This window comes from Methylobacterium sp. GC_Met_3 (assembly GCF_026540775.1).
Classification (GTDB): domain Bacteria; phylum Pseudomonadota; class Alphaproteobacteria; order Rhizobiales; family Beijerinckiaceae; genus Methylobacterium.
This window is the reverse complement of sequence record NZ_JALNUL010000002.1, coordinates 225,214-251,815: the sequence shown is the minus strand read 5'-3', so window position 1 is coordinate 251,815 and position 26,602 is coordinate 225,214. Positions and strand designations below refer to the sequence as shown.

General features: G+C 68.1%; 24 protein-coding genes and 1 tRNA gene. 10 read left to right on the top strand and 15 right to left on the bottom strand.

The genetic code is table 11. The features are described from left to right. Positions 1–8: 8 nt before the first annotated feature. The 4 genes from OXS27_RS04510 to OXS27_RS04495 form a co-directional block, all read right to left on the bottom strand. Positions 9–896: a branched-chain amino acid ABC transporter permease gene (locus tag OXS27_RS04510; protein ID WP_243921198.1), complete on the bottom strand. Its 888-nt coding sequence runs from the start codon at positions 894–896 to the stop codon at positions 9–11. A 28-nt stretch (positions 897–924) separates the two neighbouring features. Then, positions 925–2,142 (bottom strand): ABC transporter substrate-binding protein, encoded by a 1,218-nt coding sequence (locus OXS27_RS04505; RefSeq protein WP_243921200.1) that lies wholly within the window; start codon positions 2,140–2,142, stop codon positions 925–927. Between the two features lie 93 nt (positions 2,143–2,235). Then, a complete protein-coding gene (locus OXS27_RS04500) occupies positions 2,236–2,979 on the bottom strand; it encodes an ABC transporter ATP-binding protein (protein ID WP_267354494.1) in 744 nt (247 codons plus the stop codon). Further along, positions 2,972–3,730 (bottom strand): ABC transporter ATP-binding protein, encoded by a 759-nt coding sequence (locus OXS27_RS04495; RefSeq protein WP_267354492.1) that lies wholly within the window; start codon positions 3,728–3,730, stop codon positions 2,972–2,974. Before OXS27_RS04495 ends, OXS27_RS04500 begins: the two co-directional genes overlap by 8 nt. A 215-nt stretch (positions 3,731–3,945) precedes the next feature. On the opposite strand from OXS27_RS04495, the gene OXS27_RS04490 reads away from it, so the two are divergent. The 3 genes from OXS27_RS04490 to OXS27_RS04480 all read left to right on the top strand — a co-directional run bounded on the left by OXS27_RS04490 (position 3,946) and on the right by OXS27_RS04480 (position 6,722). Beyond that, a complete protein-coding gene (locus tag OXS27_RS04490) occupies positions 3,946–4,824 on the top strand; it encodes a 2-dehydro-3-deoxygalactonokinase (RefSeq protein WP_267354490.1) in 879 nt (292 codons plus the stop codon). Continuing rightward, positions 4,821–5,456: a 2-dehydro-3-deoxy-6-phosphogalactonate aldolase gene (locus OXS27_RS04485; protein WP_267354488.1), complete on the top strand. Its 636-nt coding sequence runs from the start codon at positions 4,821–4,823 to the stop codon at positions 5,454–5,456. The genes OXS27_RS04490 and OXS27_RS04485 overlap by 4 nt, the downstream gene beginning before the upstream one ends. A gap of 99 nt (positions 5,457–5,555) precedes the next feature. Next, on the top strand, positions 5,556–6,722 hold the full coding sequence (locus OXS27_RS04480) for an alanine racemase (RefSeq protein ID WP_267354486.1): 1,167 nt from the start codon (positions 5,556–5,558) through the stop codon (positions 6,720–6,722). 34 nt (positions 6,723–6,756) lie between these two features. Here OXS27_RS04480 and OXS27_RS04475 read toward each other — a convergent pair whose 3' ends face one another. From OXS27_RS04475 to OXS27_RS04460, 4 genes are all read right to left on the bottom strand, one after another. Continuing rightward, the gene (locus OXS27_RS04475; RefSeq protein WP_243921212.1) at positions 6,757–6,930 is read right to left on the bottom strand and encodes a hypothetical protein; all 174 of its coding nucleotides are present in this window, start codon (positions 6,928–6,930) and stop codon (positions 6,757–6,759) included. A 166-nt stretch (positions 6,931–7,096) separates the two neighbouring features. Further along, positions 7,097–8,023: a histone deacetylase gene (locus tag OXS27_RS04470; protein WP_267354484.1), complete on the bottom strand. Its 927-nt coding sequence runs from the start codon at positions 8,021–8,023 to the stop codon at positions 7,097–7,099. Next, complete coding sequence (locus OXS27_RS04465) at positions 8,020–8,961, bottom strand: NAD(P)-binding protein (protein ID WP_267354482.1); 942 nt, start codon at positions 8,959–8,961, stop codon at positions 8,020–8,022. The genes OXS27_RS04470 and OXS27_RS04465 overlap by 4 nt, the downstream gene beginning before the upstream one ends. Positions 8,962–9,148: 187 nt before the next feature. Continuing rightward, positions 9,149–9,233 (bottom strand) — tRNA-Leu (locus tag OXS27_RS04460). 126 nt (positions 9,234–9,359) lie between these two features. Here OXS27_RS04460 and OXS27_RS04455 point away from each other — a divergent pair. Then, positions 9,360–9,941: a YqaA family protein gene (locus OXS27_RS04455; protein WP_243921218.1), complete on the top strand. Its 582-nt coding sequence runs from the start codon at positions 9,360–9,362 to the stop codon at positions 9,939–9,941. Between the two features lie 2 nt (positions 9,942–9,943). After that, positions 9,944–10,432: a disulfide bond formation protein B gene (locus OXS27_RS04450; protein ID WP_267354479.1), complete on the top strand. Its 489-nt coding sequence runs from the start codon at positions 9,944–9,946 to the stop codon at positions 10,430–10,432. 52 nt (positions 10,433–10,484) lie between these two features. On the opposite strand, the gene OXS27_RS04445 is transcribed toward OXS27_RS04450, so the two are convergent. The 4 genes from OXS27_RS04445 to OXS27_RS04430 all read right to left on the bottom strand — a co-directional run bounded on the left by OXS27_RS04445 (position 10,485) and on the right by OXS27_RS04430 (position 12,550). Then, positions 10,485–10,934, bottom strand: a complete 450-nt coding sequence (locus tag OXS27_RS04445) for a DUF1178 family protein (protein ID WP_243921222.1) — start codon at positions 10,932–10,934, stop codon at positions 10,485–10,487. A 17-nt stretch (positions 10,935–10,951) separates the two neighbouring features. Then, a complete protein-coding gene (locus tag OXS27_RS04440; RefSeq protein WP_267354477.1) occupies positions 10,952–11,809 on the bottom strand; it encodes a carbon-nitrogen hydrolase family protein in 858 nt (285 codons plus the stop codon). Beyond that, on the bottom strand, positions 11,802–12,071 hold the full coding sequence (gene grxC / locus OXS27_RS04435; protein WP_267354475.1) for a glutaredoxin 3: 270 nt from the start codon (positions 12,069–12,071) through the stop codon (positions 11,802–11,804). Before grxC ends, OXS27_RS04440 begins: the two co-directional genes overlap by 8 nt. A 122-nt stretch (positions 12,072–12,193) precedes the next feature. Continuing rightward, on the bottom strand, positions 12,194–12,550 hold the full coding sequence (locus OXS27_RS04430) for a response regulator (RefSeq protein WP_003603128.1): 357 nt from the start codon (positions 12,548–12,550) through the stop codon (positions 12,194–12,196). 206 nt (positions 12,551–12,756) lie between these two features. Here OXS27_RS04430 and OXS27_RS04425 point away from each other — a divergent pair, with 206 nt between their 5' ends. Further along, a complete protein-coding gene (locus OXS27_RS04425) occupies positions 12,757–13,659 on the top strand; it encodes an N-formylglutamate amidohydrolase (protein WP_267354425.1) in 903 nt (300 codons plus the stop codon). Between the two features lie 272 nt (positions 13,660–13,931). Here OXS27_RS04425 and OXS27_RS04420 read toward each other — a convergent pair whose 3' ends face one another. After that, positions 13,932–14,801 carry a UTP--glucose-1-phosphate uridylyltransferase gene (locus OXS27_RS04420; protein ID WP_267354424.1) on the bottom strand — a complete coding sequence of 290 codons (870 nt, stop codon included), beginning with the start codon at positions 14,799–14,801 and terminating at the stop codon, positions 13,932–13,934. A gap of 331 nt (positions 14,802–15,132) precedes the next feature. Between OXS27_RS04420 and galE the strand changes: the two genes are divergently transcribed. The 3 genes from galE (at position 15,133) to OXS27_RS04405 (ending at position 18,844) form a co-directional block, all read left to right on the top strand. Further along, on the top strand, positions 15,133–16,125 hold the full coding sequence (gene galE, locus OXS27_RS04415; protein WP_243921233.1) for a UDP-glucose 4-epimerase GalE: 993 nt from the start codon (positions 15,133–15,135) through the stop codon (positions 16,123–16,125). 4 nt (positions 16,126–16,129) lie between these two features. Then, positions 16,130–17,317, top strand: coding sequence for a lytic murein transglycosylase (locus OXS27_RS04410; RefSeq protein WP_267354423.1), 1,188 nt, complete (start codon positions 16,130–16,132; stop codon positions 17,315–17,317). Between the two features lie 96 nt (positions 17,318–17,413). After that, positions 17,414–18,844, top strand: coding sequence for a DUF459 domain-containing protein (locus OXS27_RS04405; protein WP_267354422.1), 1,431 nt, complete (start codon positions 17,414–17,416; stop codon positions 18,842–18,844). 95 nt (positions 18,845–18,939) lie between these two features. Here the strand turns inward: OXS27_RS04405 and OXS27_RS04400 are convergent, their stop codons facing one another. Together OXS27_RS04400 and gltB are read right to left on the bottom strand one after the other, a co-directional pair. Beyond that, positions 18,940–20,373 (bottom strand): glutamate synthase subunit beta, encoded by a 1,434-nt coding sequence (locus OXS27_RS04400; protein WP_267354421.1) that lies wholly within the window; start codon positions 20,371–20,373, stop codon positions 18,940–18,942. 101 nt (positions 20,374–20,474) lie between these two features. Continuing rightward, positions 20,475–25,118, bottom strand: coding sequence for a glutamate synthase large subunit (gene gltB, locus OXS27_RS04395; protein WP_267354799.1), 4,644 nt, complete (start codon positions 25,116–25,118; stop codon positions 20,475–20,477). A gap of 658 nt (positions 25,119–25,776) precedes the next feature. Between gltB and OXS27_RS04390 the strand changes: the two genes are divergently transcribed. Then, positions 25,777–26,598, top strand: coding sequence for a hypothetical protein (locus OXS27_RS04390; RefSeq protein WP_267354420.1), 822 nt, complete (start codon positions 25,777–25,779; stop codon positions 26,596–26,598). Positions 26,599–26,602 lie beyond the last annotated feature (4 nt).

Below are 26,602 nucleotides of genomic sequence, written 5' to 3'. Positions count from 1 at the left end.
TTCGCGGGTCAGGCCGTGCGCCCGAACAGGCCGGCGGGTTTGACGAGCAGCACCAGTACCATGATCACGAAGATCACGGTGGCCGACGCCTCCGGGTAGAACACCTTGGTCAGCCCCTCAACGAGGCCGAGGGCGAAGCCCGTGATCACCGAACCGATGATCGAGCCCATGCCGCCGATCACCACCACGGCGAACACCACGATGATGATGTCGGCGCCCATGTTGGGGTTCACCGAGTAGATCGGCGCGGCGAGCACGCCCGCGAAGCCCGCCAGCGCGACGCCGAACCCGTAGGTCAGCGTCAGGAACAGCGGCACGTTCACGCCGAAGGCCTGGACCAGGGTCGGGTTCTCGGTGGCGGCGCGTAGATAGGCGCCGAGCTTCGTCTTCTCGATCACGAGCCAGGTGGCGATGCAGACGGTGAGCGACGCCACGACCACCCAGGCCCGGTAGTTCGGCAGGAACATGAACGGCAGGCGCTGGCCGCCCGACAGCTCGGGCGGGATCGCGTAGGGCAGGCCCGAGACGCCGTACTGGTTGCGGAACAGGCCCTGGATGATCAGCGCCAGCCCGAAGGTCAGGAGCAGGCCGTAGAGGTGGTCGAGCTTGTAGAGCCGGGCGATCAGCAGCCGCTCCAGCACGATCCCGAAGGCGCCGACCACGAGCGGTGCCAGCCCCAGCGCCCACCAATAGCCGAGCCCGACATAGGTGAGCAGCATCCAGGCCACGAACGCGCCCATCATGTAGAGCGCGCCGTGGGCGAAGTTGATGATGTTCAGAAGCCCGAAGATGATCGCGAGCCCGAGCGACAGGATCGCGTAGAACGAGCCGTTGATCAGGCCGAGCAGCAACTGCCCGAACAGGGCCTGCATCGGCACACCGAAGATCGTTGTCATGGCCGGTCCCCGCGCTCCGATACCATGCTCAGCCCTTAACGAGCGGGCAGTTGCCCTCGTTGAGCGGGCGGAAGACCTGATCGCCCGGGATGGTCTCGAGCTTCTTGTACAGGTCCCACTCGCTCTTCGACTCGGCGGGCTTCTTGACCTCGAACAGGTACATGTCGTGGATCTTGCGCCCGTCGGCGCGGATCACGCCCTTGCCGAACAGCGGATCGTCCGTCGGCATCGCCTTCATCTTGGCGACCGTGGCCGCACCGTCGGCGGTCGATTTCGTCTCCGCCACCGCCTTCAGGTAGTGCAGCACGTCGGAATACACGCCGGCATGGTTGGCGGTCGGCTTCGAGCCGCCCTTCATCTGCTTGGCGAAGCGGTCCGAGAAGGCGCGGGTCTGGTCGTTCAGGTCCCAGTAGAACGGCTCGGTCAGCACCAGCCCCTGGGCGACCTTGGTGCCGAGCGAATGCACGTCAGAGGAGAAGACGAGTAGTCCGGCCAGCGCCTGCCCGCCTTCGGTGATGCCGAACTCGCCCGCCTGCTTGATCGAGTTGATCGTGTCGGTGCCGGCATTGGCGAGCCCGATCACCTTCGCGCCCGACCCTTGCGCCTGGAGCAGGAAGGACGAGAAGTCCGAGGTCGGGAACGGGGTCTTCACCGAGCCCAGGACCTTGCCGCCGTTCTTGGTGATCACCGCGCTGGTGTCGCGCTGGAGCGTCTGGCCGAACACGTAATCGGCGGTGAGGAAGAACCACGTGGTGCCGCCGCGCTTCACCATGGCGCCGCCCGTGCCGTTGGCGAGCGCCACGGTGTCGTAGACCCAGTGGATCGTGTTCGGCGTGCATTGCGGGCCGGTGAGGTCGGCGGTGCCTGCGCCGGTGTCAATGAAGACCTTGTTCTTCTCCTTGGTGACCTGGCTGATCGCCAAAGCCACCGAGGAGGTCACACCGTCCGTGATCATGTCGACGGCGTCGCGGTCGTACCATTGCCGGGCGATGGCCGCCCCGACATCCGGCTTGTTCTGGTGGTCGGCCGAGACGATCTCGACCTTCAGCCCGTGCTGCTCCGGCTTGAAATCCTCGACCGCGAGCTTGGCGGCCACGACCGAGCCTTCGCCGCTGATGTCCGAATAGGCGCCCGAGCGGTCACCGAGGATGCCGATCTTCACGGTGGTCTGCGCCGCTGCGGTGCCCATCATCAGGGCGCCCGCGAGGGCCGCGAGGGTGACGGGCCGGGCGATACGTCCGAACATACGCGTTTCCATCCACTATCGGCCTGACGATTGTCCGCCGGCCTGAATTCGGGACGCCGATCTCGGCGCTTCGACAGTATTCTTGGACAGCCTTCAGACGCCGAGATAGGCGTGCAGCTTGCCGATATTGGCGTCTAGCTCGGCGTTCGGGATCATGTCGACCACGCGCCCCTGCTCGATCACGAAATGCCGGTCCGCCAGCGTCTGGGCGAAGCGGAAGTTCTGTTCGACCAGGATGATGGTGTAACCCTGCCCCTTCAACTGCTGGATGGTCCGGCCGATCTGCTGGACGATGACCGGCGCGAGACCTTCGGTCGGCTCGTCGAGCAGGATCAGCTTGGCCCCGGTGCGCAGGATCCGGCCGATCGCCAGCATCTGCTGCTCGCCGCCCGAGAGCTTGGTGCCCTGGCTGCCGGCCCGCTCCTTCAGATTCGGGAACAGCGTGTGGATCTCGGCGACCGTCATGCCGCCGGGCTTCACCCGCGGCGGCAGCATCAGGTTCTCGTGGACCGTGAGGCTCGCGAAGATGCCGCGCTCCTCCGGCACGTAGCCGATGCCGAGGCGGGCGATGTTGCGCGAGGCCATCCGGACCGTCTCGACACCGTCGTAGACGATCGAGCCGGCGCGCTTGCCGAGGATGCCGATGATCGCCCGCAGCGTCGTGGTCTTGCCGGCGCCGTTGCGGCCGAGCAGCGTGATCACCTCGCCGGTCCGGACATCGATATCGATGCCGTGGAGCACGTGGCTCTCGCCGTACCAGCCCTCCAGGCCGCGGACGGTGAGGAGTGCGCCGGCTGCCACGGCGGGCGTGTATGCCTTCGCGGTCGCCTCAAGCATGTCCGGCCCCGATATAAGCCTCGATCACGCGGGAATCCTTGGAGACGGTGGCGTAATCGCCCTCGGCGAGCACCTGCCCGCGGGCCAGCACGGTGATACGATCCGACAGGGACGCCACCACCGACAGGTTGTGCTCCACCATCAGGATGGTTCGGCTTTTGGAGACCCGGCGGATGAGCTGCGCCGTGCGCTCGACGTCCTCGTGGCCCATGCCGGCCATCGGCTCGTCAAGCAGCAGCATCTCGGGATCAAGGGCCAGCGTCGTGGCAATCTCCAGCGCGCGCTTGCGGCCATAGGACAGTTCCACAGCCGGCACGTCGGCAAATTCGGACAGGCCGACATCCTCGACCAGCGCCAACGCCTCGCCGTTCAGCGCCCGGAGCACCCGCTCGGGCCGCCAGAAATCGAAGGAATCGCCGCGCCGCCGCCGCTGCAAAGCGATGCGGACGTTTTCCATCACGGTCAGATGGGGGAAGACGGCCGAGATCTGAAACGACCGCACGAGGCCCAGCCGGGCCACGTCGGCGGCCCTCAGGCCGGTGATGTCGCGATCCTTGTAGCGGATCGTGCCGGCAGTCGGGATCAGGAACTTGGTCAGCAGGTTGAAGCAGGTGGTCTTACCGGCCCCGTTCGGCCCGATGAGCGCGTGGATCGTCCCGCGCTCCACCTGCAGCGTCACGCCGTTCACGGCGCGGAAGCCGCGGAATTCCATCGTCAGGCCGTCGGTCGCCAGGATCACGTCCCGTGCCAAGCACGTTCCTCCCAAGGTGTGATTCTTGTTTTGAATCTTGCCGCCATATCGCCGAAGCGCAGCGGGTCCGTCCATCGCAAACGCGCGGCACGGCGCGACAATCCCCGGCTGGTATATCGGTGTCTCGTGTCGGTGGCCGGACTAGCCGAAGCTTGACCACGCCGAGGAGCCTTTATAACTCAGACAAATTCGCTGCTGCAGCGGGAGGAAAACGCATGGCCCGTCACGCGGCCTATATCGCGGTCGATTGGGGCACCACCAACCGGCGCGCCTACGCGATGGCGCCGGATGGGACGGTGCTGGAATCTCTGCGGGACGATCGCGGCGTGCTGAGCCTCGCGCGGGACGCGTACCCGGCCGAGATCGCGGCGTTGCGGGCGCGCCTGGGCGCGGAGCCGGTCATCGCGGTGGGCATGGTGGGATCGAGCCGCGGCTGGTGCGAGGCGCCCTACGTCGATGCGCCCGCCACGCTGGACCGGCTGGCCGCATCCTGCCGGGAAGCCGCGCCCGACGTGCGCATCGTTCCCGGTGTCGCCCTGCGGGACGGCCGACGCCCCGACGTGATGCGGGGCGAGGAGATCCAGGTGCTCGGCGCGATCCACGCGGGCGCCGCACCGGCGACCGCGCTGTTCTGTCAGCCCGGCACACACAACAAGTGGATCGAGACGATCGACGGTGCCATCACGACTTTCACCACTGTGATGACCGGCGAACTCTTCGCACTGCTGCGCAATCACGGGATCCTGGCCGGCATGCTTGATGGCGTTGTTTCGGACGGAGCCCCGTTCCGTCGCGGGCTCCACCGGGGGATCGCGTCCGGCAATCTCGCCGCGACCCTGTTCGAGGTCCGGGCCGGGCTGCTGCTCGACCGGCTCGAAGCGTCCGAGGCGGCGGCCTATGCCAGCGGCGTGCTGATCGGCGCGGATGTCGCGACCCGGGACGACCTGAGCCGCCGGCCGGTCCATCTGCTGGGCGGTGGCGCCCTGGCCGAGCTCTATGGTGTCGCGATCGCGGAGTTGGGTGGGACGTCCGTCATCGTGCCGGACGGATCGACCACGGCCGGTATCCATGCCCTCTGGAGCCTGAACGCATGACGGTCCCCGAACGATTTGAAGCGGCCTTCGCCGCCTGTCCGCTGGTCGCGATCCTGCGGGGTTTGACGCCGGAGGAGGCGCCCGCGGTGGGCGATGCCCTCGTGGATGCGGGCTTCACGCTGATCGAGGTGCCGCTCAACTCGCCCGATCCGCTGCGCAGCATCGCACTCCTCGCCGAGCGCCTGGCCGGGCGCGCCCTTGTCGGGGCCGGAACGGTCCTTCAGCCCGCGCAGGTCGAGGCGGTCGGTGCGGCGGGTGGACGCCTGATCGTCTCGCCCAACGTGGACCCGGCGGTGATCCGCGCGACCCGCGCGCTCGGCCTGGTCTCCCTGCCCGGCTACCAGACGCCGAGCGAGGCCTTCACGGCGCTCGCGGCCGGCGCAACTGCGCTAAAGCTGTTCCCGGCGGATGTCGCCTCGACGGCAGCGTTGCGGGCCCACCGGGCCGTGCTGCCCTCCGGAACCCGTGTCCTCGCCGTGGGCGGCGTGACGCCGGAGGGCATCGCCGCTTGGCGCGCGGCGAGCGCGGATGGCTTCGGCCTCGGCTCGAGCCTCTACCGTCCCGGCAAGGCGGCGGCCGATGTCGCGCGCGACGCGGCGGCCTTCGTGGCGGCGGTGCGAACATCCGCCTGAGGCGTTCTGCCCGGTGCGAGGTCCACGGCCAGCCCATCTTGGACCCGCGCCGGCAAACGCCTATCAGACAGCCGTCCCTGGACAATCGGGAGCGGCGTGATGGCGGACGAGATCGCGGTATCGGCCGAGGATGACGGGCTCGACCTCATCGAGACGCCCTGCCTCCTGCTCGACGCCGATCGGCTGGAAGCCAACGTCGCCACTCTGCGTGCGCGGCTCGACGGGCTCGGCGTGGCCCTGCGGCCGCATCTCAAGACCGCCAAGTCCCGCGACGTCGCCCGGATCGCCATGGCGAGCGAGGCGGGTCCCGCGACCGTCTCCACGCTTCGCGAGGCCGAGTACTTCGCCGAAGGCGGCGTCCGCGACATGATCTACGCCGTCGGGATCGCGCCGCAGAAACTCGAGCGGGTCGGCTGGATCCGGCGGCGTTGGCAGACCGATCTGGCGATCATCCTCGACTCGCTCGAGCAGGCGGAGGCCGTGGCGGCCTGGAGCCGCCGCACCGGCGACCGCCTGCCGGTGCTGATCGAGGTCGACGCGGATGGCCACCGCTCCGGTGTGAAGCCGCAGGATTCGGAAACGCTCGTGGCGATCGGTCGCGTCCTCGCCGGGGAGGCCAGCCTGCGCGGCGTTCTGCTGCACGCCGGCGACAGCTATGGGCTGAGCGAGCCGAACGCGCTCCGGGCCGCCGCCGAGGCCGAGCGCGTGGCCGCGGTGATAGCGGCGGGATCGCTCCGGGACGCCGGCCTGCCCTGTCCGGTAGTCAGCGTCGGCTCCACCCCGACGGCGCGTTACGCCGAGACTCTGGACGGCATCACCGAGGTCCGCGCCGGCGTCTTCATGATCGGAGACCTGTTCCAGGCCGGCGTCGGCTCCTGCGCGGTGGCGGACATCGCACTCACCGTCCTGGCCACGGTGATCGGCCACCAGCGGGAGAAGGGCTGGATCATCACCGATGCCGGCTGGATGGCGTTGTCGCGCGACCGGGGCACGGCCCGGCAGGCGGTCGACCAGGGCTACGGCCTTGCGTGCGACCGCACCGGCCAGCCCTATCCAGACCTGATCGTCGCCGACGCCAATCAGGAGCACGGAATCCTGGCCCTGCGGAAAGGCTCGACGGCCGTCCTGCCCGATCTTCCGATCGGCGCACGCCTGCGCATCCTGCCCAATCACGCCTGCGCCACGGGGGCGCAGCATGACCGCTACCATGCCATGGCGAGCGGCCGTCTCACCGGCGCGATCTGGCCGCGGATCAACGGCTGGTAGGGCTGATCGCCCCTCAAACCGACGTGACTGTCGTTCAGGGGTGCGCGCCGGGCGCGATGGCGCCCGTGATCACCGGTTCGCCGGCCACGACGGCGATCGCCGGTTGCGCCCGCTGCCGGTCGAGCTTGTCGGCCGATACGAGGGCGGCGGCGATCAGGGCCGCCACCGCCAGTGTCGCCTTCAGCACGTCCCAGACCCGCGCAAGCATGGACCCAACCTCAACGGCAACCGATTGCAGGGTGCGGATGCGTGGCGCAGGCCATCCGCAGTTCTGGCAACCTGTCCTGCGAGGCTTGCGCAAACCTTACCAAGTCATCGGATCACCCCGGTTCGGCCAACACTGATGCGGCGGCGCATCATTCTGTTGGAAGAACTCAGCCCCCTGCGCCGGCCGAGGCGCTTGCGGCCTCGGCGGCCAGCGCTTCGAAGACCAGAGTGTGGCGCCGCGCCAGGGCCTCGACATCCGTCGCGTAGCCGCCGCCGATCACCGCCACGAGGGGGATTCCGCGGGCTCGGGCCTGAGCCACGACGAACCGGTCCCGGGCCAGCAGGCCCTCGTCGCTGAGGCAGAGTCGGCCCAACCGGTCATCCCGGTGCGGGTCGACGCCAGCGTTGTAGAAGACGAGATCCGGTCTTAACGCGTCGAGCAGTTGCGGCAGGCGGGCGCGCAGCACGGCGAGGTACGCGTCGTCACCGAGCCTGTCCGGCAGGCCGATATCCAGATCGCCGGCAATCTTCTGGGACGGGTAGTTGTTCTCGCAGTGAATGGAGAGTGTGAACAGGTCGGGGCACAGGGCCAGGCAATCGGCCGTGCCGTCGCCCTGATGGACGTCGAGGTCGACCACCAAAGCGCGCCGCACCAGCCCCTCGGCCTGAAGCGTCCGAGCCGCGACCGCCACATCGTTGAGCACGCAGAAGCCGGCTCCCTGCTGCCGGCGGGCGTGGTGGCTGCCGCCCGCGGCGCTGCCCGCGAGCCCCTCCGCAAGCGCCAGTCGGGCGGCCAGCAAGGTCCCGCCCACGGAGCTGCGCGAGCGCCGGACGACCGCAGCGTCGACCGGCAGCCCGATCGCCTTCTCGATGTCCCGGGACACGGTGCAGGTGATGACCGCCTCCACGTAAGCCGGATCGTGGGCGCGCAGCAGGATCTCCGCAGTAGCCGGCTCGGGCGTCACGAAGCCCAGTGGCGCGAGCCCCCTGGCGATCAGCGTCTCGGCCAGCAATCCGTATTTCCGCATCAGGAAGCGGTGACCCGCGGGCAGGCTGGCCTCGTAGGCAGGGTGGAAGGCAATCGGCGGAATCATGCCCCGGCGCCGAGATCGGCCAGGATGGCCCAGGCCAGCGCCGATCCGCTGTCATAGGCGGCCTCGATCCGCGCCCCGAGGCACCAGTCGCCGGCCGCGCCGAGCCGCAGGGCCGGATCGTAAAGGTTGCGCACCCCCAGGGGGCGCTCGACCTGGGCGTAGCGCCAGCGGTGGGCCTCCGCGTAAGCCGGACGCAAGGCCGTGCCGAGATGACGTTCGGCCGCTTGGAGCAGCGCGGCGATGATTGCTTCCTTCGGCTCCTCGAGATGGTCGCGTGACCAATCGGCCGTCGCATGGATCGTCAGCCGTTCGCCCCCGGAGCGGCCCGGCTTCGACCCGTCGGCCGCGATCAGCCCGATCGGATCCACCCGCGGTTCGATCAGGGCCTCCGTCACGGCGCCTTCCGCGGCGATCATCAGCGACCAGCACGGGGCGTAGGCCGCGCGCTCGGCGCCCGGAAGGGCGTATCCGGATGCGTCCAGCAGGGCTTCCACCTGCGGCGCGGGAAAGGTGATCGCCACGGCGTCGAAGGGACCATGGATCGCCTCCGCGGCAGCCTCGACCTGCCACGTCGTTCCGCTTCGGCAGATCCGGGTGATCGTCGTCTCGCTCGCGACGGGAAGCCCGGCCAGGAGATCCCTCACCGGCGCCGTCATAGCGGGCACGCCGACGTAACGCCCGGCGCCCACCCAGGGCGCCGCGATACCGCGTCGCTCCCACTCGTTCAGCTGAGCCTCGAAGGCGGGCCCGTGCGCCCGCATGAACTGAGCGCCGTGGTCGAACTGCATCGACCCGTGCCGGCGGGTCGCCATTCGTCCGCCGATGGCGCGTCCCTTGTCGAACACCTGCACGGTCAGTCCGGCTTGCGCCAGCCTGCGAGCCGCCGCGGCTCCGGCCATGCCGGCCCCCAGGATCGCCACACTTCGACGGTCGCTCACGGCCCTGCCCTGGCTGCGGGGCGGCCTGGCTGGCCGCGTCTCGGTCCAGATAGGGCGGCCCCGATCGGGGACAGCGCGACGCTGCGTCCCGGAGCGACAGACGAGTCCGAACACCCGGTAGGTGGTGCATCACTCAGGACGCGCCGGCTTGGCTGGATCCGTGTTGGGAAGCGCACGTTCGGTCGGCTGGTGCGGGTAGAGGGAATCGAACCCCCACGCCTTGCGGCTGGCGATTTTGAGTCGCCCGCGTCTACCAATTCCGCCATACCCGCATGCACGGCGCTCTTCGCACAGGTCCCCTGCGCCGGCCAAGCGTATTTTTCGCGCGCGCCGGCGATCTGGCCAAGGCGTGGCACCTATGCTCAAAGGGCAACCGCTTCTTCAGTTCGGGAGATCGAATGCTCCGCCGGCTCTATGCGTGGATCCTGGCCCTCAGCGTCAGGCCCTCCGCGCCCTACGCGCTCGGCGCCGTGGCCTTCGCCGAAAGTTCGTTCTTCCCCGTACCGCCGGACGCGATGCTGGTACCGATGGCGGTCAGCCGACCCGATCGGGTCTGGCTCTACGCCACCATCGCGACCGTGGCGTCGGTCCTCGGCGGCCTCGTCGGCTACGCGATCGGCGCCCTGCTGTTCGATTCCGTCGGGGAATGGCTGATCCGCCTCTACGGGCTGCAGAATTCGGCCGCGACCTTCCAGGATTCCTACGCCCGATACGGGCATTGGGTGATCCTGCTGAAGGGGCTCACGCCGATCCCCTACAAGCTCGTCACGATCACGTCGGGCTTCGCCCATTACTCTCTGTTCTGGTTTTTCGTCCTGTCGGTCATCACCCGTGGCGCCCGATTCTTCATTTTGGCCGGTCTGCTCGGTCGCTACGGTGTCCAGATCCGCGGCGTCCTTGATCGGCATCTCAACGCGGTGGTGGCGATCTCCGTCGCTCTGATCGTCCTCGGGTTCCTGCTGTTCAAGGTGATCCTGTAGCCATGAATACGGCGGCCGCGCTTCGTCTCAAAACCGCCAGCCTATGGCTGGTGATTATTTCCGCCGCGACCCTCGGGGCCGTGTTGGTGATGCAGTACGGATACGGTTATTCGCCCTGCAAGCTGTGCCTGACCGAACGCCTGCCGTATTACGCGGCCGTACCGCTCGGTCTCATCGCGCTGTTTGCCCCGGAGCGCATCGCCCGGATGGCCCTCGGGCTCGCCGCCCTGGGCCTGCTCTACGGTGCCGGCATCGGCGTCTATCACGCGGGCGCCGAATGGGGCTTCTGGCCAGGGCCAACCGATTGCGGCGGGGGAACGGGTGCCAACCCCGGCCAGGTCGGCGACTTTTTGAACACCCTGCAGACCACCAAGGTGGTGGATTGCTCGGTGGCGGCCCTTCGGGTGCTTGGGGTCTCACTGGCCGGCGGGAACGCGCTTCTGGCGTTCCTGCTGGCCTCCTTGGCGGGAACCGCCGCGGTGCGGCGCTGAACGAATCGAAGTCGCGGTCGCCGATCCGGTTCTTGCCCGTCGGGCAAAGGTCCTAGTTGCGATCGTCCGGTAGGATCGGGATCGCGGCGACTTCGATCCCCTCATCGATCAGGGCACGCGCCTCGGCGGGGCTGGCCTCCCCGTAGATCGAGCGGCCTTCCGCCTCGCCGTAATGGATCTTACGCGCCTCCTCGGGGAAGCGTGGGCCGACATGCTCGGAATTCGACACGACGTGCTCGCGCAGGGCCTTCAACATCGCCCGGACCTGACGCTCGGGCTCGGCGATCAGGGCCACGGGAGCCTCGGCCTGCGCCGGACGCGCGACCGGTCCCCGGTCGGTACGCGCGATGCTCGGCACCATCAGGGCCTTGCCGACCGCGGTGCTGTCGCAGACCGGGCAGGCCACGAGGCCGCGCGCCACTTGGGTGTCGAAGGAATCGGAGGACGGGAACCAGCTCTCGAAGCCGTGTCCGGCCTCGCAGACGAGACTGTACCGGATCATTCTTTTTCTTCGGGTGTCTACTGTGCCGCTTCGACCGGCCGGCCGACCCGCTCGACGGTGAATGCGCGCCCGTGCTTCAGCGACGGAATCCGCGCGCGCGCATCTGCGACCTGCGCCAAGTCGATCTCCGCCAGGATGAGGCCGGGCTCGTCCCCGCCCGCATCGGCGAGGATGCGTCCCCAGGGATCGACGATGAGCGAGTGTCCGAAGGTCTCGCGCCCATCCTCGTGGACACCGCCCTGCGCCGCCGAGATCACGAAGGCGCCGGTTTCGATCGCCCGTGCCCGCTGCAAGACGTGCCAGTGCGCCGCCCCCGTCTGACGGGTGAAACAGGCCGGCGCGGTCAACACCTCGGCCCCCGCCTCCGCGAGGGCGCGGTACAGGCCAGGGAAGCGGATGTCGTAGCAGATCGTCAGGCCGATCGTGGCCAGCGACGTTTCGGCGGCCACCGCGCAGGCGCCGGCCGTATACGTCGCTGATTCGCGCCAGCGTTCACCGCTGGGTAGATCGACATCGAACAGATGCAGCTTGTCATAAGCCGCGACGATCGCGCCCTCGGCATCGATCAGGTAGGCGCGGTTGGCAATCTTATCGCCAGACCGCACCGCGATGGAGCCGACCTGCACCATCGTACTGGTCTCCCGCGCGGCCTCGCGCAAAGCTGCCAGCATCGGATCCCGATCCTCGGTGGTGACGTTCGCGAACAGACGCTCGCGGCTGCGCTCCACCAGGGACGTCATTTCGGGCGTCTGCACGTAGGCCGCGCCACGGGCGGCCGCATCGCGCACGCCCGCGACAGCCGCGTCACGGTTGGCGCCCGGGTCGCGGCCCGAGCGCATCTGGATGCAGGCGGCCGTGAACCGGGCCTCACGCATCGGCTGTGTCTTTCAGGAGGGGATCGAGCTTGCCGGCCCGGTCGAGGGCATAGAGGTCATCGCAACCGCCGACATGCGTGGCGCCCACGAAGATCTGAGGCACGCTGGTCCGGCCACCGGCCCTGCCCACCATGGTGGCGCGGGCGCCCTGAACGCGCTCGACATCGATCTCCTGGAAGGAGACGTCCTTCTGCTTCAGCAGGCTCTTGGCCGCCGAACAATAGGGACACCACGCCGTGGTGTAGATGGTGACCGGCTGCATGGCGTTCGAAGTCCCGCGCGTGACCACCCGACATATAGGTGAGCGCAGGCCGAATTGCCTATGTCCGCTTGGTCACAGGCTTAATCCGTCTCGACCGGACATCCGGCCGATCCGGGTATCCGTCAGGCCGCGAGAAGCTTCTCGACCTCGTTGACGAGGTCGCGCAGATGGAACGGCTTCGACAGGACCTTCGCGTCCTTCGGCGCCTTGGAATCGGGGTTCAGCGCCACGGCCGCGAAACCGGTGATGAACATGACCTTGATGTCGGGATCGAGCTCGGTGGCGCGCCGCGCCAACTCGATGCCGTCCATCTCGGGCATCACGATATCGGTCAGCAGCAGCTCGAACGGCTCCTCACGCAGCCGGTTGTAGGCCGAGAGGCCGTTGTCGAAGGACAGGACGTCGTAGCCCGCATTCTGCAACGCCTTCGCCAGAAACCGGCGCATGTCGTTGTCGTCTTCCGCCAGCAGGATTTTCATCGGCCGGATCCGAGCCTTCGTATCGTGGTGTTGATCCCATAAAGGGACGGGATGGTAAACAAGGTGTTAGGATTGTCGGCGAACCGCACGCTGCCTGTGTCGCCGATGGCAAGACAGACCGACGGCGCGGAGTGGACAGGCGAGCGAACGCGCACCACAGTGCGGATCTGCTGTGCTCCTTCCACCGCCGGGTTGTCCACGCATCGATGAGCGCTCCCGATTCGGTCAAGCCAGACGCCTTCGGATTCGCGCCACCCTTTGCAGTGGACGAACCCGCGACGCATATCCTGCCCTTCGTCTTCAATACCGGCCATTCCGGGGCCGTCTACCCCCCGCATTTCATCGCCGCGTCGCGCCTCGATGCCCTGGCCCTGCGCCGGTCGGAGGACGCGCATGTCGAGCGCCTGTTCGCACACGTGGTCGAACTCGGTGCGCCGCTGCTGCGGGCCAATTTCCCGCGCGCCTTCCTGGATGTGAATCGCGAGCCGTTCGAGCTCGACCCGCGGATGTTCGACGGGCGGCTGCCGCCCTTCGCCAACACCCGCTCGATGCGGGTTGCCGGCGGCCTGGGGACGGTTCCGCGCGTCGTCGCCGACGGTCAGGAGATCTATGCCCGGCGGCTCCCGGTCGAGGAGGCGACGGCGCGGATCGAGGGGCTGTACAAGCCGTATCACCGGCTGCTGCGCAGCCTGCTCCAGCGCACCGCCAAGCACCACGGTCATTGCGTGCTGATCGACTGCCATTCCATGCCGTCATCGAGCCTGGGGCGCGACGCGGAGATGAAGGCCGACGTCGTGCTCGGGGACCGTTTCGGCACCGCCTGCGCGCCCGCGCTCATCGACGGGTTCGAAGCCGCCTTCCGCGCACGGGGCTTCCGCGTGGTGCGCAACAAGCCCTACGCGGGCGGCTTCATCACCGAGCATTACGGCGAGCCGAACCTCGGGCGTCATGCGCTGCAGATCGAGCTCAATCGCGCGCTCTACATGAACGAGAACAGCCTCGCGACGCATGCCGGGTTTCAGGGGCTGGTGGAGTCGCTGCGGGCCATCATCACGGATGTCGCATCCGATCTCGGTGATCTGACGCCCCGCCGGATGGCAGCCGAATAACGCGCGCTCCCTCGGCAGCGCGACGATCCGTCAGCACGAAAGCCTGGGTAAAACAAAAAAGGCCACTCCCGAAGGAGCGGCCCGAAGTCTAGGGAGGAAACGCCCAAGAAGGGCTGCGGGACCGCGACGCCATCGCGATCTCGCAACGCACAAAATAAAGTGCGGCGCACAAGACGCAAGGATTAAATCGCGGACCGGGCCGCATCCGACGCATACCTGCCTCCCGCGACAGGCCGGGAACCGGATCGCGGGAGAGCCGATGCGGCACTCGGTCAGCCATGTTCCTTCAGCAGCTTTGCGATCTCGGCCTTGAGCGGATCCGCCAAATCCTTGCGCTCCAGGGCATAGGCGAGGTTCGCAACCAAGAAGCCGAGTTTGGATCCGGTGTCGTAGGTCCGGCCCTCGTAACGCATGCCGTAGAAGTCTTGCGTTCCCATCAGGTCGATCATGGCATCCGTGAGCTGAATTTCGCCGCCCGCGCCCTTCTTGCCGTGCTCGAGAATGCCGAAGATCTCAGGCTGCAGGATGTAGCGCCCGGAGATGATGTAGTTCGATGGCGCGGTGCCCTGCTTGGGCTTCTCGACCATGCCGGTAATTTGAAAGGACTGGCCGAAGGTCTCGCCGACGCTGACGATCCCGTACTGATGCGTCTCCTCCGGGGCGACTTCCTCGACCGCGATGACGTTGCCGCCGTGGCGCTCGTAGGTCGCCAGCATCTGCTGCATGCAGCCGCGGCTGAGCATGTCCGGCAGCAGCACCGCGAAGGGTTCGTCTCCGATGATCTCGCGGGCGCACCACACCGCGTGGCCCAACCCGAGGGGGGCCTGCTGGCGGGTGAAGCTCGTCTGCCCCGCCTTCGGCAGATCCTTCTTGAGGTCCTCGTAGGCGGCGGTCTTTCCGCGCTCCTGGAGGGTGTGGTCGAGCTCGTAGGCGATGTCGAAATGATCTTCGATGACCGCCTTGCCGCGTCCCGTCACGAAGACGAAATGCTCGATGCCGGCCTCCCGGGCCTCATCGACGACGTGCTGAACGACCGGCCGGTCGACGACCGTGAGCATTTCCTTCGGGACCGCCTTGGTCGCTGGCAGGAAGCGCGTGCCCAGGCCCGCGACGGGCAGGACGGCCTTGCGGATCGGTTTCATCGATCGGTAACCCCAAGGACTGAATGAAACGACGTGAACAACGATAAAGAACGACTGGCTGGACGCGCCCCATGCCGGAGCGGGCCCACATTACCGGCGGGCGCCGCAGTGAGACAGGCTAATGCGGCGCGTCGCAAGACCCCAATGTGGATAGTATGGGGCAGTGTGCCGTAAATATAGCGTCTGCAACCACGTAAGCAGGCTTAAAGGGCTCTCCGCCAAAGTGGACGCCGGTTGGGCGCAAGAGCGCGTCAAAACAGAGGTTAAGAGCCGCGCGTGATTGCAATGCGATCGAGTACGGCCCTAATGGCGGCGGCATCGAGGGGGTGACATGGCGGTCCTAGTAACGGGCGGTGCCGGATATATCGGCAGCCATATGGTTTTGGCGCTGCTCGACGCCGGCCACGAGGAGGTCGTGGTTCTCGACGATCTCTCGACCGGCTTCGACTGGGCCGTGCCGGAAGGCGTCAAGCTCGTGGTGGGCGACGTGGCGGACCAAGCCCTCGTCACCCAGACCATCCTGCAGCATCGCATCGACGCGCTGGCCCATTTCGCCGCCAAGATCGTGGTCCCCGAATCCGTGTCGGACCCGCTCGGCTACTACCTCGCCAACACCGTAAAGACCCGCTCGCTGATCGAGGCCGCGGTCCGCGCCGGCGTGCGCCATGTGATCTTCTCCTCGACGGCGGCGGTCTACGGCGAGCCGGAGGTCGTGCCGGTCCCCGAGGATCTGCCGCTGAAGCCGATCAACCCCTATGGCCGCTCGAAGCTGATGAGCGAGTGGATGATCGCCGACGCGGCAGCGGCCCACGACTTCACCTATGTGATCCTGCGCTATTTCAACGTCGCGGGCGCCGACCCCCAGGGCCGGTCCGGGCAGTCGACGCCGAACGCGACCCATCTGATCAAGGTCGCCACGCAGGCGGCGCTCGGCCAGCGCGAGCGGCTCGACGTCTACGGCACCGACTACCCGACGCCCGACGGCTCGTGCCTGCGCGACTACATCCAGGTCTCGGACCTCGCCGAGGCGCACCGGGTCGCGCTCGATCATCTGCGCTCGGGCGGCGACAGCCTGACGCTGAATTGCGGTTACGGGCGCGGCTACTCGGTGCTCGACGTCATCGAGGTGGTGAAGCGGATTTCCGGTCGCGACTTCGCGGTGCGGCTGTGTCCGCGGCGGCCCGGCGATCCGGCCCAGATCGTGGCCGAGGCGGGGTTGATCCGGGACCGTCTGGGCTGGCGTCCGCAGCACGACGATCTCGACGCCATCGTGGGTCAGGCGCTCGCCTGGGAGGACCGCCTCGCCAAGCGCAACCGGATCTGACCGGGTGCTGTCGCGGAGGGCGTTGCTCGCGGCCAGCCTGTGCCTTCCGGGGGTTGCGCGGGCGAAGGACGGTGCGGGCGCCGACAGTGCCTTCCGGGCCTTCGTCACCGCCCTGCGCCCCGATGCGGCAGCTCGCGGCGTGACACCCCAGACCTTCGATGCAGCCTTTCGCGGGATCGTGGCTCCAGATGCTGCGATCCTGGCGCGGACGCGTCGGCAGAGCGAGTTCGTCCGGCCAGTCTGGGATTATCTGGTCAATGCGGCCTCGGCCGGCCGGATTGCTCGGGGCCGTGCGCGTGCCGCCGCGCTGGGCTCGACGCTCCGGGGGATCGAGACGCGGTACGGCGTGCCTGGCCCGGTGGTGATGGCGATCTGGGGCATTGAATCCGATTTTGGCGCCAGTGCGGGCGATGTCCCGACGATCCGCGCCCTCGCGACGCTGGCGCAAGCGGGCCACCGGGGTACCCTGTTCCGCGACGAGCTGCTGGCGGCTCTCACCATCCTGCAGCGGGGCGACATCACACCAGCGCGGATGAGCGGAAGCTGGGCGGGGGCCATGGGTCAGGTCCAGTTCCTGCCCTCCACCTATCTCGCGCACGCGGTCGATTTCGATGGCGAGGGCCATCGCGACATCTGGACCAGCGCGCCCGACTCGCTCGCCTCCATCGCATCCTATCTCAAGGATCTCGGCTGGAATCCGGCCCTGTCCTGGGGATACGAGGTGCGGCTGCCGGAGGGCTTCGATCTGGCGCGCTACACCGACGACCTCTCGGCCTTCGCCGAGCGGGGCGTTCGACGCACGGATGGCAGTCCGCTGCCGGCACGGGGGCGTGCCAGCCTGTTTCTATCGGGCGGGCTCGGGGCGCCGGTTTTTCTGATCACCGACAATTTCGAGGTGATCCGGGGCTACAACACCTCCGATTCCTACGCGCTGGCCGTAGGCCATCTCGCTGATCGCCTCGCGGGCGGCCCGCCGCTGGCCGCGTCCTGGCCTACGGCGCCGGGCCTCGACGGGTCGGGATTGCGCGCGCTTCAGGCCGGCCTCGCCGCGGCAGGCTTCTATGATGGTCCGGCGGATGGCCGCGCCGGGCCCAAGCTCCGCGAGGCGGTGCGGCGCTATCAGATCAGCGTGGGCCTGCCCGCGGACGGCTACGCGACCGCCGCTCTTCTCGCCCGCGTCGCCGGCCGATGAGCGCCGGCTCCGCGCGGAGCACATTTAGACCCGGCAACCACTTCGCCCTATAGTGCAGCGGTTTCGGACGGCTCCGTTCGTTGTGAAGAGTGCGGGATGCGCATGAACGTCGCTGGTCGCTGCGGCTCAAGACGGCCGGTGCATCTGGGTCTGGCCACTGCGCTCTGGCTCGGTGCCCTTCCGCTGCTCGGCGGCGCCCCCGCCTTCGCGCAATGGGGCGACGGCTATCAGCAGCCCGGCAATGGCACCTACTATGAGGCGCCCCCACGCCGTCGCCCCCGGGACGCCTATTACCGGGATGACGGAAGCTATGGGCGCCAGCCCCGCGCGGCGCCGCCGCAGGAGGCGCCGCGCCAGTTCTACTGGCCCTGGGAGGACCGGCCGCAACCCGTCGCGCCCCCGCCCGAGCGGACCTACCGGGCCCCGCGTCCCCGCAACAGCTACAGTCCCGCCGAGGCCCAGCGGCCGATGCCCGCGATCAAACGCCGGGTGCGCCCCGCCCGGGCTCCGACGCCACCGAAGCCCGCCATCGCCAAGACCGAGCCTCATGTGCAGATCGCCGTGTTCGGCGATTCCCTGGCGGATCATCTGGCGAAGGGCCTCGACGACGTCTTCGAGGACAACGCCGATGTCGCTGTGATCGACCGCGCCAAGGGCGACAGCGGGCTCGTCCGCCAGGACGTGATCGACTGGCCGAAGGTGGCCCAGGATTACCTCCAGACGAACCCAAAGGTTCGCTACGCCCTTGTGATGCTGGGCGCCAACGACCGGCAGCCGATCCGAGACGGCGAAGAGACCGTCGATCCTCTAACCGATCGCTGGCGTACCCTGTACCGGGCGCGGGTCGATGCGCTCGTCAAGGTGTTCACCGACCGCAAGCTGCCGCTGGTCTGGGTCGGGCTGCCGCCCGTGCAGAGCGAGTCGCTGAGCCGCGATTTGGCTGCGATCAACGACATCGTGCGCGACAGCGTGACCAAGGCCGGCGCGACCTATGTCGATATCTGGCCGGGCTTCGTCGACGATCGGGACCGTTACGCGGCCTCCGGGCCCGACCCCGAAGGCCAGATCGCCAAGCTCCGCACCGCCGACGGCGTTCATTTCACGAAGGCCGGCGGCCGAAAGCTCGCGCATTTCGCTGATGTCGAGCTCAAGCGCCTGATGGGCACCGCGCCGGCGCCGGCCGATCAACCGTCCGCCACCGTGGCCCCGAGCGGGCTACCCGCGGTCGTCGCCCCGAGCCTCGACGGGACCGGGCAGTCCACCGACACGGCGGCAATTGATCGGCAGATTACCGCGATGCTGCCGAGCCTGCCGGAACCCCCCGGTGTCCCGGCGCTGCCGGTCAAGCCCGCGGCCGGGCCCGTCATTCCGCTGAGCCGGACGGAAGTCTCGCCCGGCGGCTCCCTGCTAACTGGGCGCCCGCGGGATGCGGACAATCTCGGGACGGTCGAGCGAACGCTGCTGCGCGGGAACGCGCCGATGCCGCAGCCCGGGCGGGCCGACGATTTTCGCTGGCCCCCAGGCTGAAGCCGTTACCGGCCTGAGTTTCTTCGCTCTCACACCAGTAGCCTCAGCGAACAATGCTCCCCCCCCTCGCGACAAGGGGGAGGAGCGGCGCAGTCCTACCGTGGCAGAACGCTCGAACCCATCAGCATCTCGTCAATGGCGCGGGCCGCCTGTCGACCCTCACGGATCGCCCAGACCACCAGCGACTGACCCCGGCGCATGTCGCCGGCCGCCCAGATCTTCGCGTCGGAGGTGCGATAATCCTCCTCGTTCGCCTCGACGTTGCCGCGCTTGTCGACGCCGATCCCGGACTGCTCCAGCAGCCCCTTCTGGACCGACCCGGCAAAGCCAATCGCCATGAAGACGAGGTCGGCCGGTAGGACGAATTCCGAACCCTCGATCGGCTGGCGCTTGGCATCGACCCGGGCGCAGACGACGCCCGTAAGCCGTCCCTTCTTGTTGCCTTCGAGCCGGAGCGTTGCCGCCTGGAACTCGCGCTCCGCGCCCTCGGCCTGGCTGGAGGAGGTGCGCATCTTGGTCGGCCAGTAGGGCCACACGGTCAGCTTGTCCTCGCGTTCCGGCGGCCGCGGGCGGATGTCGAGCTGCGTCACCGACAGGGCCCCCTGGCGGAACGCCGTGCCGACGCAATCGGAGGCGGTGTCGCCGCCACCGATCACCACCACGTTTTTGCCGCTGGCCAGAATCGGCTGCTCGCCGTTGCCGCGCATCGGTTCGTTGTTCACCCGCCGGTTGGACTGGACGAGGAAGGGCATCGCGTAGTGCACGCCCTCCAGCTCCTGGCCGGGCAGCTGCGGATTGCGCGGATCCTCGGCGCCACCACAGAACATCACGGCGTCGAACTCGGCCTTCAGCTCCTCCACCGGCTTCGTCATGCCGATATTCTGGTTGTAGTGGAAGACGACGCCTTCGGCCTCCATCTGGCGCACGCGCCGGTCGATGTGGCGCTTCTCCATCTTGAAGTCCGGGATGCCGTAGCGGAGCAAACCGCCGGCCTTCGGCTCACGTTCGAAGACGTGGACGTCGTGCCCGACCCGGGCGAGCTGCTGCGCCGCCGCCATGCCGGCCGGGCCCGAGCCCACCACCGCCACCCGCTTGCCAGTGCGGATCTGCGCCGGCTCCGGTTTCACCCAGCCCATGTTCCACGCCCGGTCGGCGATCGCCTGCTCGATCGTCTTGATGGCGACCGGCTGGTTCTCGAGGTTCAGCGTGCAGGCTTCCTCGCAGGGCGCCGGGCAGACGCGGCCAGTGAATTCCGGAAAGTTGTTGGTCGAGTGGAGGTTGCGCGAGGCCTCCTCCCAATCCGATTGGAACACGAGGTCGTTCCAGTCCGGGATCTGGTTGTGGACCGGGCAGCCGGTCGGGCCGTGACAGAACGGGATGCCGCAATCCATGCAGCGCGCCGCCTGTTTGGTCAGGTCATGCTCGTCGAGCGGGAGCGTGAACTCGCGAAAATGCCGGACCCGGTCGGCGGCGAGCTGATACTTCTGCTCCTGCCGGTCGAATTCGAGGAAGCCTGTGATCTTGCCCATTGATCCGCCCCTGGGCCGGCCAGTCTCTGACTGCGCTGCCCGCGTCGTCGCGTCTTTTGTGTGCGGGACCGGGTGGCGAACCACCCGGTCTAAAGCGGCGGCTACTCCGCCGCCACCGGCATCCGTGCCATCTCCATCTCGCGGAGCGCCCGGCGATACTCCACCGGCATCACCTTCACGAACTTGGTGCGATAGCTCGACCAATCGTCCAGGATCGCCTTGGCGCGCGGGCTGCCCGTATATTTGAGATGGTTCTTGATGAGCTGCGTCAGCCGCTCCTCGTCGTGGCCCGACATGTCCGCCAGGATATCGACCCGCCCCTTGGTCTCCAGGTCGCCATCCTGGTGGAAGCGACGCATGAGGTCGTCCTCCTCCTCGACGGGTTCCAGATCGACCATGGACAGGTTGCAGCGCGCCGAGAACGAGCCGTCCTCGTCGAGCACGTAGGCGATGCCACCCGACATGCCGGCCGCGAAGTTGCGCCCGGTCTCGCCGATCGACACGACAACGCCGCCGGTCATGTACTCGCAGCCATGGTCGCCCATGCCCTCGACCACCGTGATCGCGCCGGAGTTACGCACCGCGAAGCGCTCGCCCGCCGAACCACGGATGTAGCACTCGCCCGCGACAGCTCCGTACAGCACCGTGTTGCCGACCATGATGGTCCGGTCGGCAGGCGAGCGCAGCGCGTCGCTCGGCCGGATGATCAGCTTGCCGCCCGACAGACCCTTGCCGACATAGTCGTTGCCGTGGCCGGTCAGCTCGATGGTCACACCGGCAGCCACCCAGGCGCCGAAGCTCTGGCCAGCGGTGCCGGTGAGCTTCACCACGATGGTGTCGTCCGGCAGGCCCTCGTGGCCGTGCGCCTTGGCGAGCATGCCGGATAGCATCGCCCCAGCGGCCCGGTCCGAGTTGCGGATCGTGTCGGTGAGGACCACCGGCTCGCCGGTCTCGATGGCAGCTTGAGCCCCCGCGATCAGGCGCCGGTCGAGGACGGTGTCGACCGGGTGATACTGCTTCTCGACATGGCGGATTGCCGTGCCCTCGGCGACCTTCGGCCGGTGGAACAGCTTGGTGAAGTCCAGCCCGCGCGCCTTCCAGTGGGCAATGGCCTCGACCTTATCGAGCAGGTCGGAGCGGCCGACCGCCTCTTCGAGCTTGGTGAAGCCGAGCGACGCCAGGATCTCCCGCACCTCCTCGGCCACAAAGAAGAAGTAATTGACCACGTGCTCGGGCGTACCCTTGAAGCGCTTGCGCAGCACCGGATCCTGGGTGGCGACGCCGACCGGGCAGGTATTCAGGTGGCACTTGCGCATCATGATGCAGCCGGCCGCGATCAGCGGCGCGGTCGAGAAGCCCATCTGATCGGCTCCGAGGAGCGCCGCGATGATCACATCCCGCCCGGTGCGGATGCCGCCATCCGCCTGGAGGGCGACGCGCCCGCGCAGACCGTTGAGCACCAGCGTCTGCTGGGTCTCAGCCAGCCCGGTCTCCCACGGACCGCCGGCGTGCTTGAGCGAGGTCAGCGGTGCCGCGCCGGTGCCGCCATCGTACCCAGAGATCGTAATGTGATCGGCCCGCGCCTTGGCGACGCCGGCCGCCACGGTGCCGACGCCGACCTCGGAGACGAGCTTCACCGACACGTCCGCCGACGGGTTCACGTTCTTCAGGTCGAAGATTAGCTGGGCCAGATCCTCGATCGAATAGATGTCGTGGTGCGGCGGCGGCGAGATCAGGCCGACGCCCGGGGTGGCGTAGCGGACCTTGGCGATCTTGGCGTCGACCTTGTGGCCGGGCAGCTGGCCGCCCTCGCCGGGCTTGGCACCCTGCGCGACCTTGATCTGCATCATGTCGGAATTGACGAGGTATTCCGTCGTGACGCCGAACCGGCCGGAGGCCACCTGCTTGATCGCCGACCGGCGCGAGCGCCCGTCCGGCAGCGGCTTGAACCGCTCGACCTCCTCGCCGCCCTCACCCGAATTCGAGCGACCGCCGAAGGAGTTCAGCGCAATGGCCAGCGTCTCGTGCGCCTCCTTGGAGATGGAGCCGTACGACATGGCGCCGGTGGCGAAGCGCTTCACGATCTCGGAGGCCGGTTCGACCGATTCGAGCGGGACCGGCTCGCGGCCGATCTCGGAGGCCGACTTGAGGCGGAACAACCCGCGCAGGGTCTTGAGCTGGTTCTCCTGCCGGTTCACCAGCTGCGCGTATTCCCGGTAGCGCTCCGGCACGTTGAGGCGCACCGCGTGCTGCAGCGTCGCTACCGTGTCGGGCGTCCAGGTGTGGGCCTCGCCGCGCAGGCGGTAAGCGTACTCGCCACCGACATCCAGGGCGTTGCGATAGACCGGCGCGTCGCCGAAGGCATCGCGGTGACGGCGGACCGTCTCCTCGGCCACCTCGGCCATGCCGACGCCCTCAATGGTCGTCGCCGTGCCGAAGAAGTCCCGGCCCACGAAAGTCGAGTTCAGGCCGATCGCGTCGAAGATCTGCGCGCCGCAATAGGATTGGTAGGTCGAGATGCCCATCTTGGACATCACCTTCAGCAGGCCCTTATCGATCGCCTTGATGTAGCGATAGATGATCTCGTCGTCAGCGAGATCTGGCGGGAACTCGTCCTTCATATCGAGCAGCGTCTCGAAGGCGAGGTACGGGTTGATCGCCTCGGCGCCGTAGCCCGCCAGGCACGCGAAGTGATGCACCTCGCGCGGCTCGCCCGATTCGACCACGAGGCCGACCGAGGTCCGCAGTCCCTTGCGGATGAGGTAGTTGTGCACGGATGCCGTCGCGAGCAGGGCCGGGATCGGGATCCGGTCCGGCCCGACCGCCCGGTCGGTGAGCACGATGATGTTGTAGCCGCCGCGCACCGCCGCCTCGGCCCGGTCGCAGAGCCGATCGAGGGCACCGTCCATGGCCTGCGCGCCCATCTCGGCCGGGTAGGTCACGTCCAGAGTCTTGGTGTCGAACCGGTCCTCGAAATGGCCGATCGAGCGGATCTTCTCCAGGTCGCCGTTTGTGAGGATCGGCTGGCGGACCTCCAAGCGCTTGCGCCGGGACGCGCCCTCCATGTCGAGCAGGTTCGGCCGCGGCCCGATAAACGAGACGAGGCTCATCACGGCCTCCTCGCGGATCGGATCGATCGGCGGGTTGGTGACCTGCGCGAAGTTCTGCTTGAAGTAGGTGTAGAGCAGCTTGGACTTCTCGGAGAGCGCCGAGAGCGGCGTATCCGTGCCCATCGAGCCGACCGCCTCCTGACCTGTGACGGCCATGGGCTGCATCAGCAGCTTGAGATCTTCCTGGGTGTAGCCGAAGGCCTGCTGGCGATCGAGCAGGTTCACGTCGCCACGCGATTCGCGCGGCTGCACAGGGCGTAGATCCTCCAGAACGATCTGGGTGTTCTTCACCCAGTCGGCATAGGGATGCGCCGCGGCGAGCTCGCCCTTGATCTCTTCGTCGGAGACGATGCGGCCCTTCTGGAGGTCGATCAGCAGCATCCGGCCCGGCTGGAGGCGCCAGGACTGCACGATCTTCTCGTCCGGGATCGGCAGGGTGCCCATTTCCGAGGCGAGTACCACCAGCCCGTCATCGGTGACGATGTAGCGGGCCGGGCGCAGGCCGTTGCGGTCCAGCGTCGCGCCGATCTGACGCCCGTCGGTGAACGCAACGGCCGCCGGGCCGTCCCACGGCTCCATCAGTGCGGCGTGGTACTCGTAGAAGGCGCGCCGCTCCTCGCTCATCAGCGGATTGCCGGCCCAGGCCTCCGGAATCAGCATCATCATCGCGTGGGCGAGCGGGTAGCCGCCCTGCACGAGGAACTCGAGGGCGTTGTCGAAGCAGGCGGTGTCGGACTGGCCCTCGTACGAGATCGGCCACAGCTTCGAGATGTCGTTGCCGAACAGATCGGAGTCGACACTCGCCTGACGGGCCGCCATCCAGTTGACGTTGCCGCGCAGCGTATTGATCTCGCCGTTATGGGCGACCATCCGGTAGGGGTGCGACAGCCGCCAGGTCGGGAACGTGTTGGTGGCGAAGCGCTGGTGCACGAGCGCGATGGCCGAGACGAAGCGCTCGTCCTTCAGGTCGAGGAAGTAGCCGCCGAGCTGCGTGACCAGCACCATGCCCTTGTAGACGATGGTCCGGGTGGAGACCGAAACGGGGTAGAACTCCTTCACCCGCGGATCGTCGAGGGCGTAGACCCTGTTGGAGATCCCCTTGCGCGCGACGTAGACCCGGCGCTCGAACGCGTCCTGATCGGTCACTGAGGCGGGCCGGCCGATGAAGACCTGCCGGTGATGGGGCTCGGTGGCCTTCACGGCGACGCCGAGATCCTCCGGATCGACCGGCACGTCGCGCCAGCCGAGCAGCGGCAGGCCTTCGGACGCGAGGACCGATTCAACGATCTCCTGGATGATCGCCCGCGGCTCCTCGGCCTTGGGCATGAAGAACTGGCCGATCGCGTAGGCACCGGCCGGCGGCAGCTCGAAGCCGAGGCGCGAGCATTCGTCGGAGAAGAAGCCGTGCGGGATCTGCGTGAGGATGCCGCAACCGTCGCCCATCTTCGGGTCGGCACCGACAGCACCCCGGTGATCGAGGTTCTCGAGGATGTTCAGACCCTGCTGGACGATCGCGTGCGTGCGGCGATCGTGCATGTCGGCGATGAAGCCGACGCCGCAGGCGTCGCGCTCGTGGGCCGGATCGTAGGCGCCCTGAGCTTTCGGCAGCGCGGGATCGCGCACGATGAGCGGCATCGTGCCACCGCGCGGGGCGGCGGCCTGGAGCGTGGAAGCGGCAAACGCGTCGGCGGGCCTGCGCTGTGACATGCTTCGATTCGTCCTTCCCTCGACACCGTCCGCCCATGAGCGCCCGCTCATGAACCTGCGAGCATGTTTCGTGCCCGCGTGCCGTCGGCGCCAGCCACTCCGACCACATGCCGCAGGCCGTCCGGCCGGTCCGCAGGGACACGTCCTTCTGCTTGCGTTCATCGAGGACCCGGACCGCTCGGGGAGCGGTGCGCTGGCGCGCCCGTATCCGTCTGCCGGAATGTCTCGCCCGCACGCGAGACGGCGACGGCCGGTGCACGGCCAATGGGACAGTTGTGCTGTCCTAAGTCGCGAAATTGCCAGATTGAAATGCTTTCAGCAAGTGACTGCCGCCGAGCCCTCCAACGGGCATTCTGTCGCCTGGCGAAGAGTCGCGTCCAGCTTCCGCAATCTCGCCCGAATCGGGTTGTCTACCCCAGGTGCCGAGCACAAGCGGCATGCGGGGCAACGACCCTGCCGGCATGGTCGAGGTCCGGGTCCTACCGGCCCGGACCATGCCGGAACCGGATACTCTGCCGGGTCTCCAGCACGGGAACGCACCAGAGTGACAATAACGAACAGGACGTCCGCGCGCCTTCGGACCACGATGAGCCGGGCGCTCTGCGCCACACTCCTGTGCGGCGGCGCGCTGCTGGGCCTCTGCCACGGGGCCAGCGCCCAGTTCGCCTTCGAGGAAGAGGTCGTGCCCCCGCGGGTGGTGGCGTGGCGCCTCGCCGACCAGGGTTTCACCGGCCTGAGCCGTCCGCGCTTCAATGGGCGCGTCTACGTGGTCGAGGCCGTGAGCCCGGCGGGCATGCCGATACGGCTGTTCGTGGATCCGGGATCGGGCGGGATCGTCGGGCGCCAGCGCCTCGGTGCACCCAACGCGTATGCGCGGCTAGAGCGGCCCGCCCCCGGTTTCGGCTGGACCGAGGAGGATGCCGGATCCCGGCGCGCGCTACGTGTCGTGCCGGGAGCGGATGCTCCGGCCCTGCGCCTCGATCGACGCACGACGGCGCGGCCCGAAGGCAACCCCGACGGCCTCAATCCCGACAGCGCCGGCCGAAGCCCGACGCGGCGCAAGCTTGCGCGCACCGCACCGACGCGGAATCCCGAGCTGCGTGCCACGAATCGGACCTCGCCCGAGGCGCCGGCCCCCAAGATCGCTCCGGCCGAGGCGTCCAAGGCCGAACCGAAGGTCGAACCGGCACCCGAGACCAAGTCGGCGGCGATCGACCGGGCACCGTCCGCCACTCCTGCACCGCGGCCGGACGACGCGGCCAAGCCCGCCGCCCCCACCGTGGCGGAGGCGGCCAAGCCGGTCGCCAAGGACTGGAAGGATCCGCCGACCGACAAGAAGCCCGTCCGGGTGATCGGTGGCGCAACCATCGTTCCCGGCCCATCCGAGAAGGAGCCAGCGGCTCAGTAACGTC

Excerpts from the sequence above, each read along its gene's own strand:
- OXS27_RS04510 (WP_243921198.1), bottom strand. The coding sequence starts at position 896 with ATGACAACGATCTTCGGTGTGCCGATGCAGGCCCTGTTCGGGCAGTTG.
- OXS27_RS04505 (WP_243921200.1), bottom strand. The coding sequence starts at position 2,142 with ATGTTCGGACGTATCGCCCGGCCCGTCACCCTCGCGGCCCTCGCGGGC.
- OXS27_RS04500 (WP_267354494.1), bottom strand. The coding sequence starts at position 2,979 with ATGCTTGAGGCGACCGCGAAGGCATACACGCCCGCCGTGGCAGCCGGC.
- OXS27_RS04490 (WP_267354490.1), top strand. The coding sequence starts at position 3,946 with ATGGCCCGTCACGCGGCCTATATCGCGGTCGATTGGGGCACCACCAAC.
- OXS27_RS04485 (WP_267354488.1), top strand. The coding sequence starts at position 4,821 with ATGACGGTCCCCGAACGATTTGAAGCGGCCTTCGCCGCCTGTCCGCTG.
- OXS27_RS04480 (WP_267354486.1), top strand. The coding sequence starts at position 5,556 with ATGGCGGACGAGATCGCGGTATCGGCCGAGGATGACGGGCTCGACCTC.
- OXS27_RS04475 (WP_243921212.1), bottom strand. The coding sequence starts at position 6,930 with ATGCTTGCGCGGGTCTGGGACGTGCTGAAGGCGACACTGGCGGTGGCG.
- OXS27_RS04470 (WP_267354484.1), bottom strand. The coding sequence starts at position 8,023 with ATGATTCCGCCGATTGCCTTCCACCCTGCCTACGAGGCCAGCCTGCCC.
- OXS27_RS04455 (WP_243921218.1), top strand. The coding sequence starts at position 9,360 with ATGCTCCGCCGGCTCTATGCGTGGATCCTGGCCCTCAGCGTCAGGCCC.
- OXS27_RS04450 (WP_267354479.1), top strand. The coding sequence starts at position 9,944 with ATGAATACGGCGGCCGCGCTTCGTCTCAAAACCGCCAGCCTATGGCTG.
- OXS27_RS04445 (WP_243921222.1), bottom strand. The coding sequence starts at position 10,934 with ATGATCCGGTACAGTCTCGTCTGCGAGGCCGGACACGGCTTCGAGAGC.
- OXS27_RS04440 (WP_267354477.1), bottom strand. The coding sequence starts at position 11,809 with ATGCGTGAGGCCCGGTTCACGGCCGCCTGCATCCAGATGCGCTCGGGC.
- grxC (WP_267354475.1), bottom strand. The coding sequence starts at position 12,071 with ATGCAGCCGGTCACCATCTACACCACGGCGTGGTGTCCCTATTGTTCG.
- OXS27_RS04430 (WP_003603128.1), bottom strand. The coding sequence starts at position 12,550 with ATGAAAATCCTGCTGGCGGAAGACGACAACGACATGCGCCGGTTTCTG.
- OXS27_RS04425 (WP_267354425.1), top strand. The coding sequence starts at position 12,757 with ATGAGCGCTCCCGATTCGGTCAAGCCAGACGCCTTCGGATTCGCGCCA.
- OXS27_RS04420 (WP_267354424.1), bottom strand. The coding sequence starts at position 14,801 with ATGAAACCGATCCGCAAGGCCGTCCTGCCCGTCGCGGGCCTGGGCACG.
- galE (WP_243921233.1), top strand. The coding sequence starts at position 15,133 with ATGGCGGTCCTAGTAACGGGCGGTGCCGGATATATCGGCAGCCATATG.
- OXS27_RS04405 (WP_267354422.1), top strand. The coding sequence starts at position 17,414 with ATGCGCATGAACGTCGCTGGTCGCTGCGGCTCAAGACGGCCGGTGCAT.
- OXS27_RS04400 (WP_267354421.1), bottom strand. The coding sequence starts at position 20,373 with ATGGGCAAGATCACAGGCTTCCTCGAATTCGACCGGCAGGAGCAGAAG.
- gltB (WP_267354799.1), bottom strand. The coding sequence starts at position 25,118 with ATGCCGCTCATCGTGCGCGATCCCGCGCTGCCGAAAGCTCAGGGCGCC.
- OXS27_RS04390 (WP_267354420.1), top strand. The coding sequence starts at position 25,777 with ATGAGCCGGGCGCTCTGCGCCACACTCCTGTGCGGCGGCGCGCTGCTG.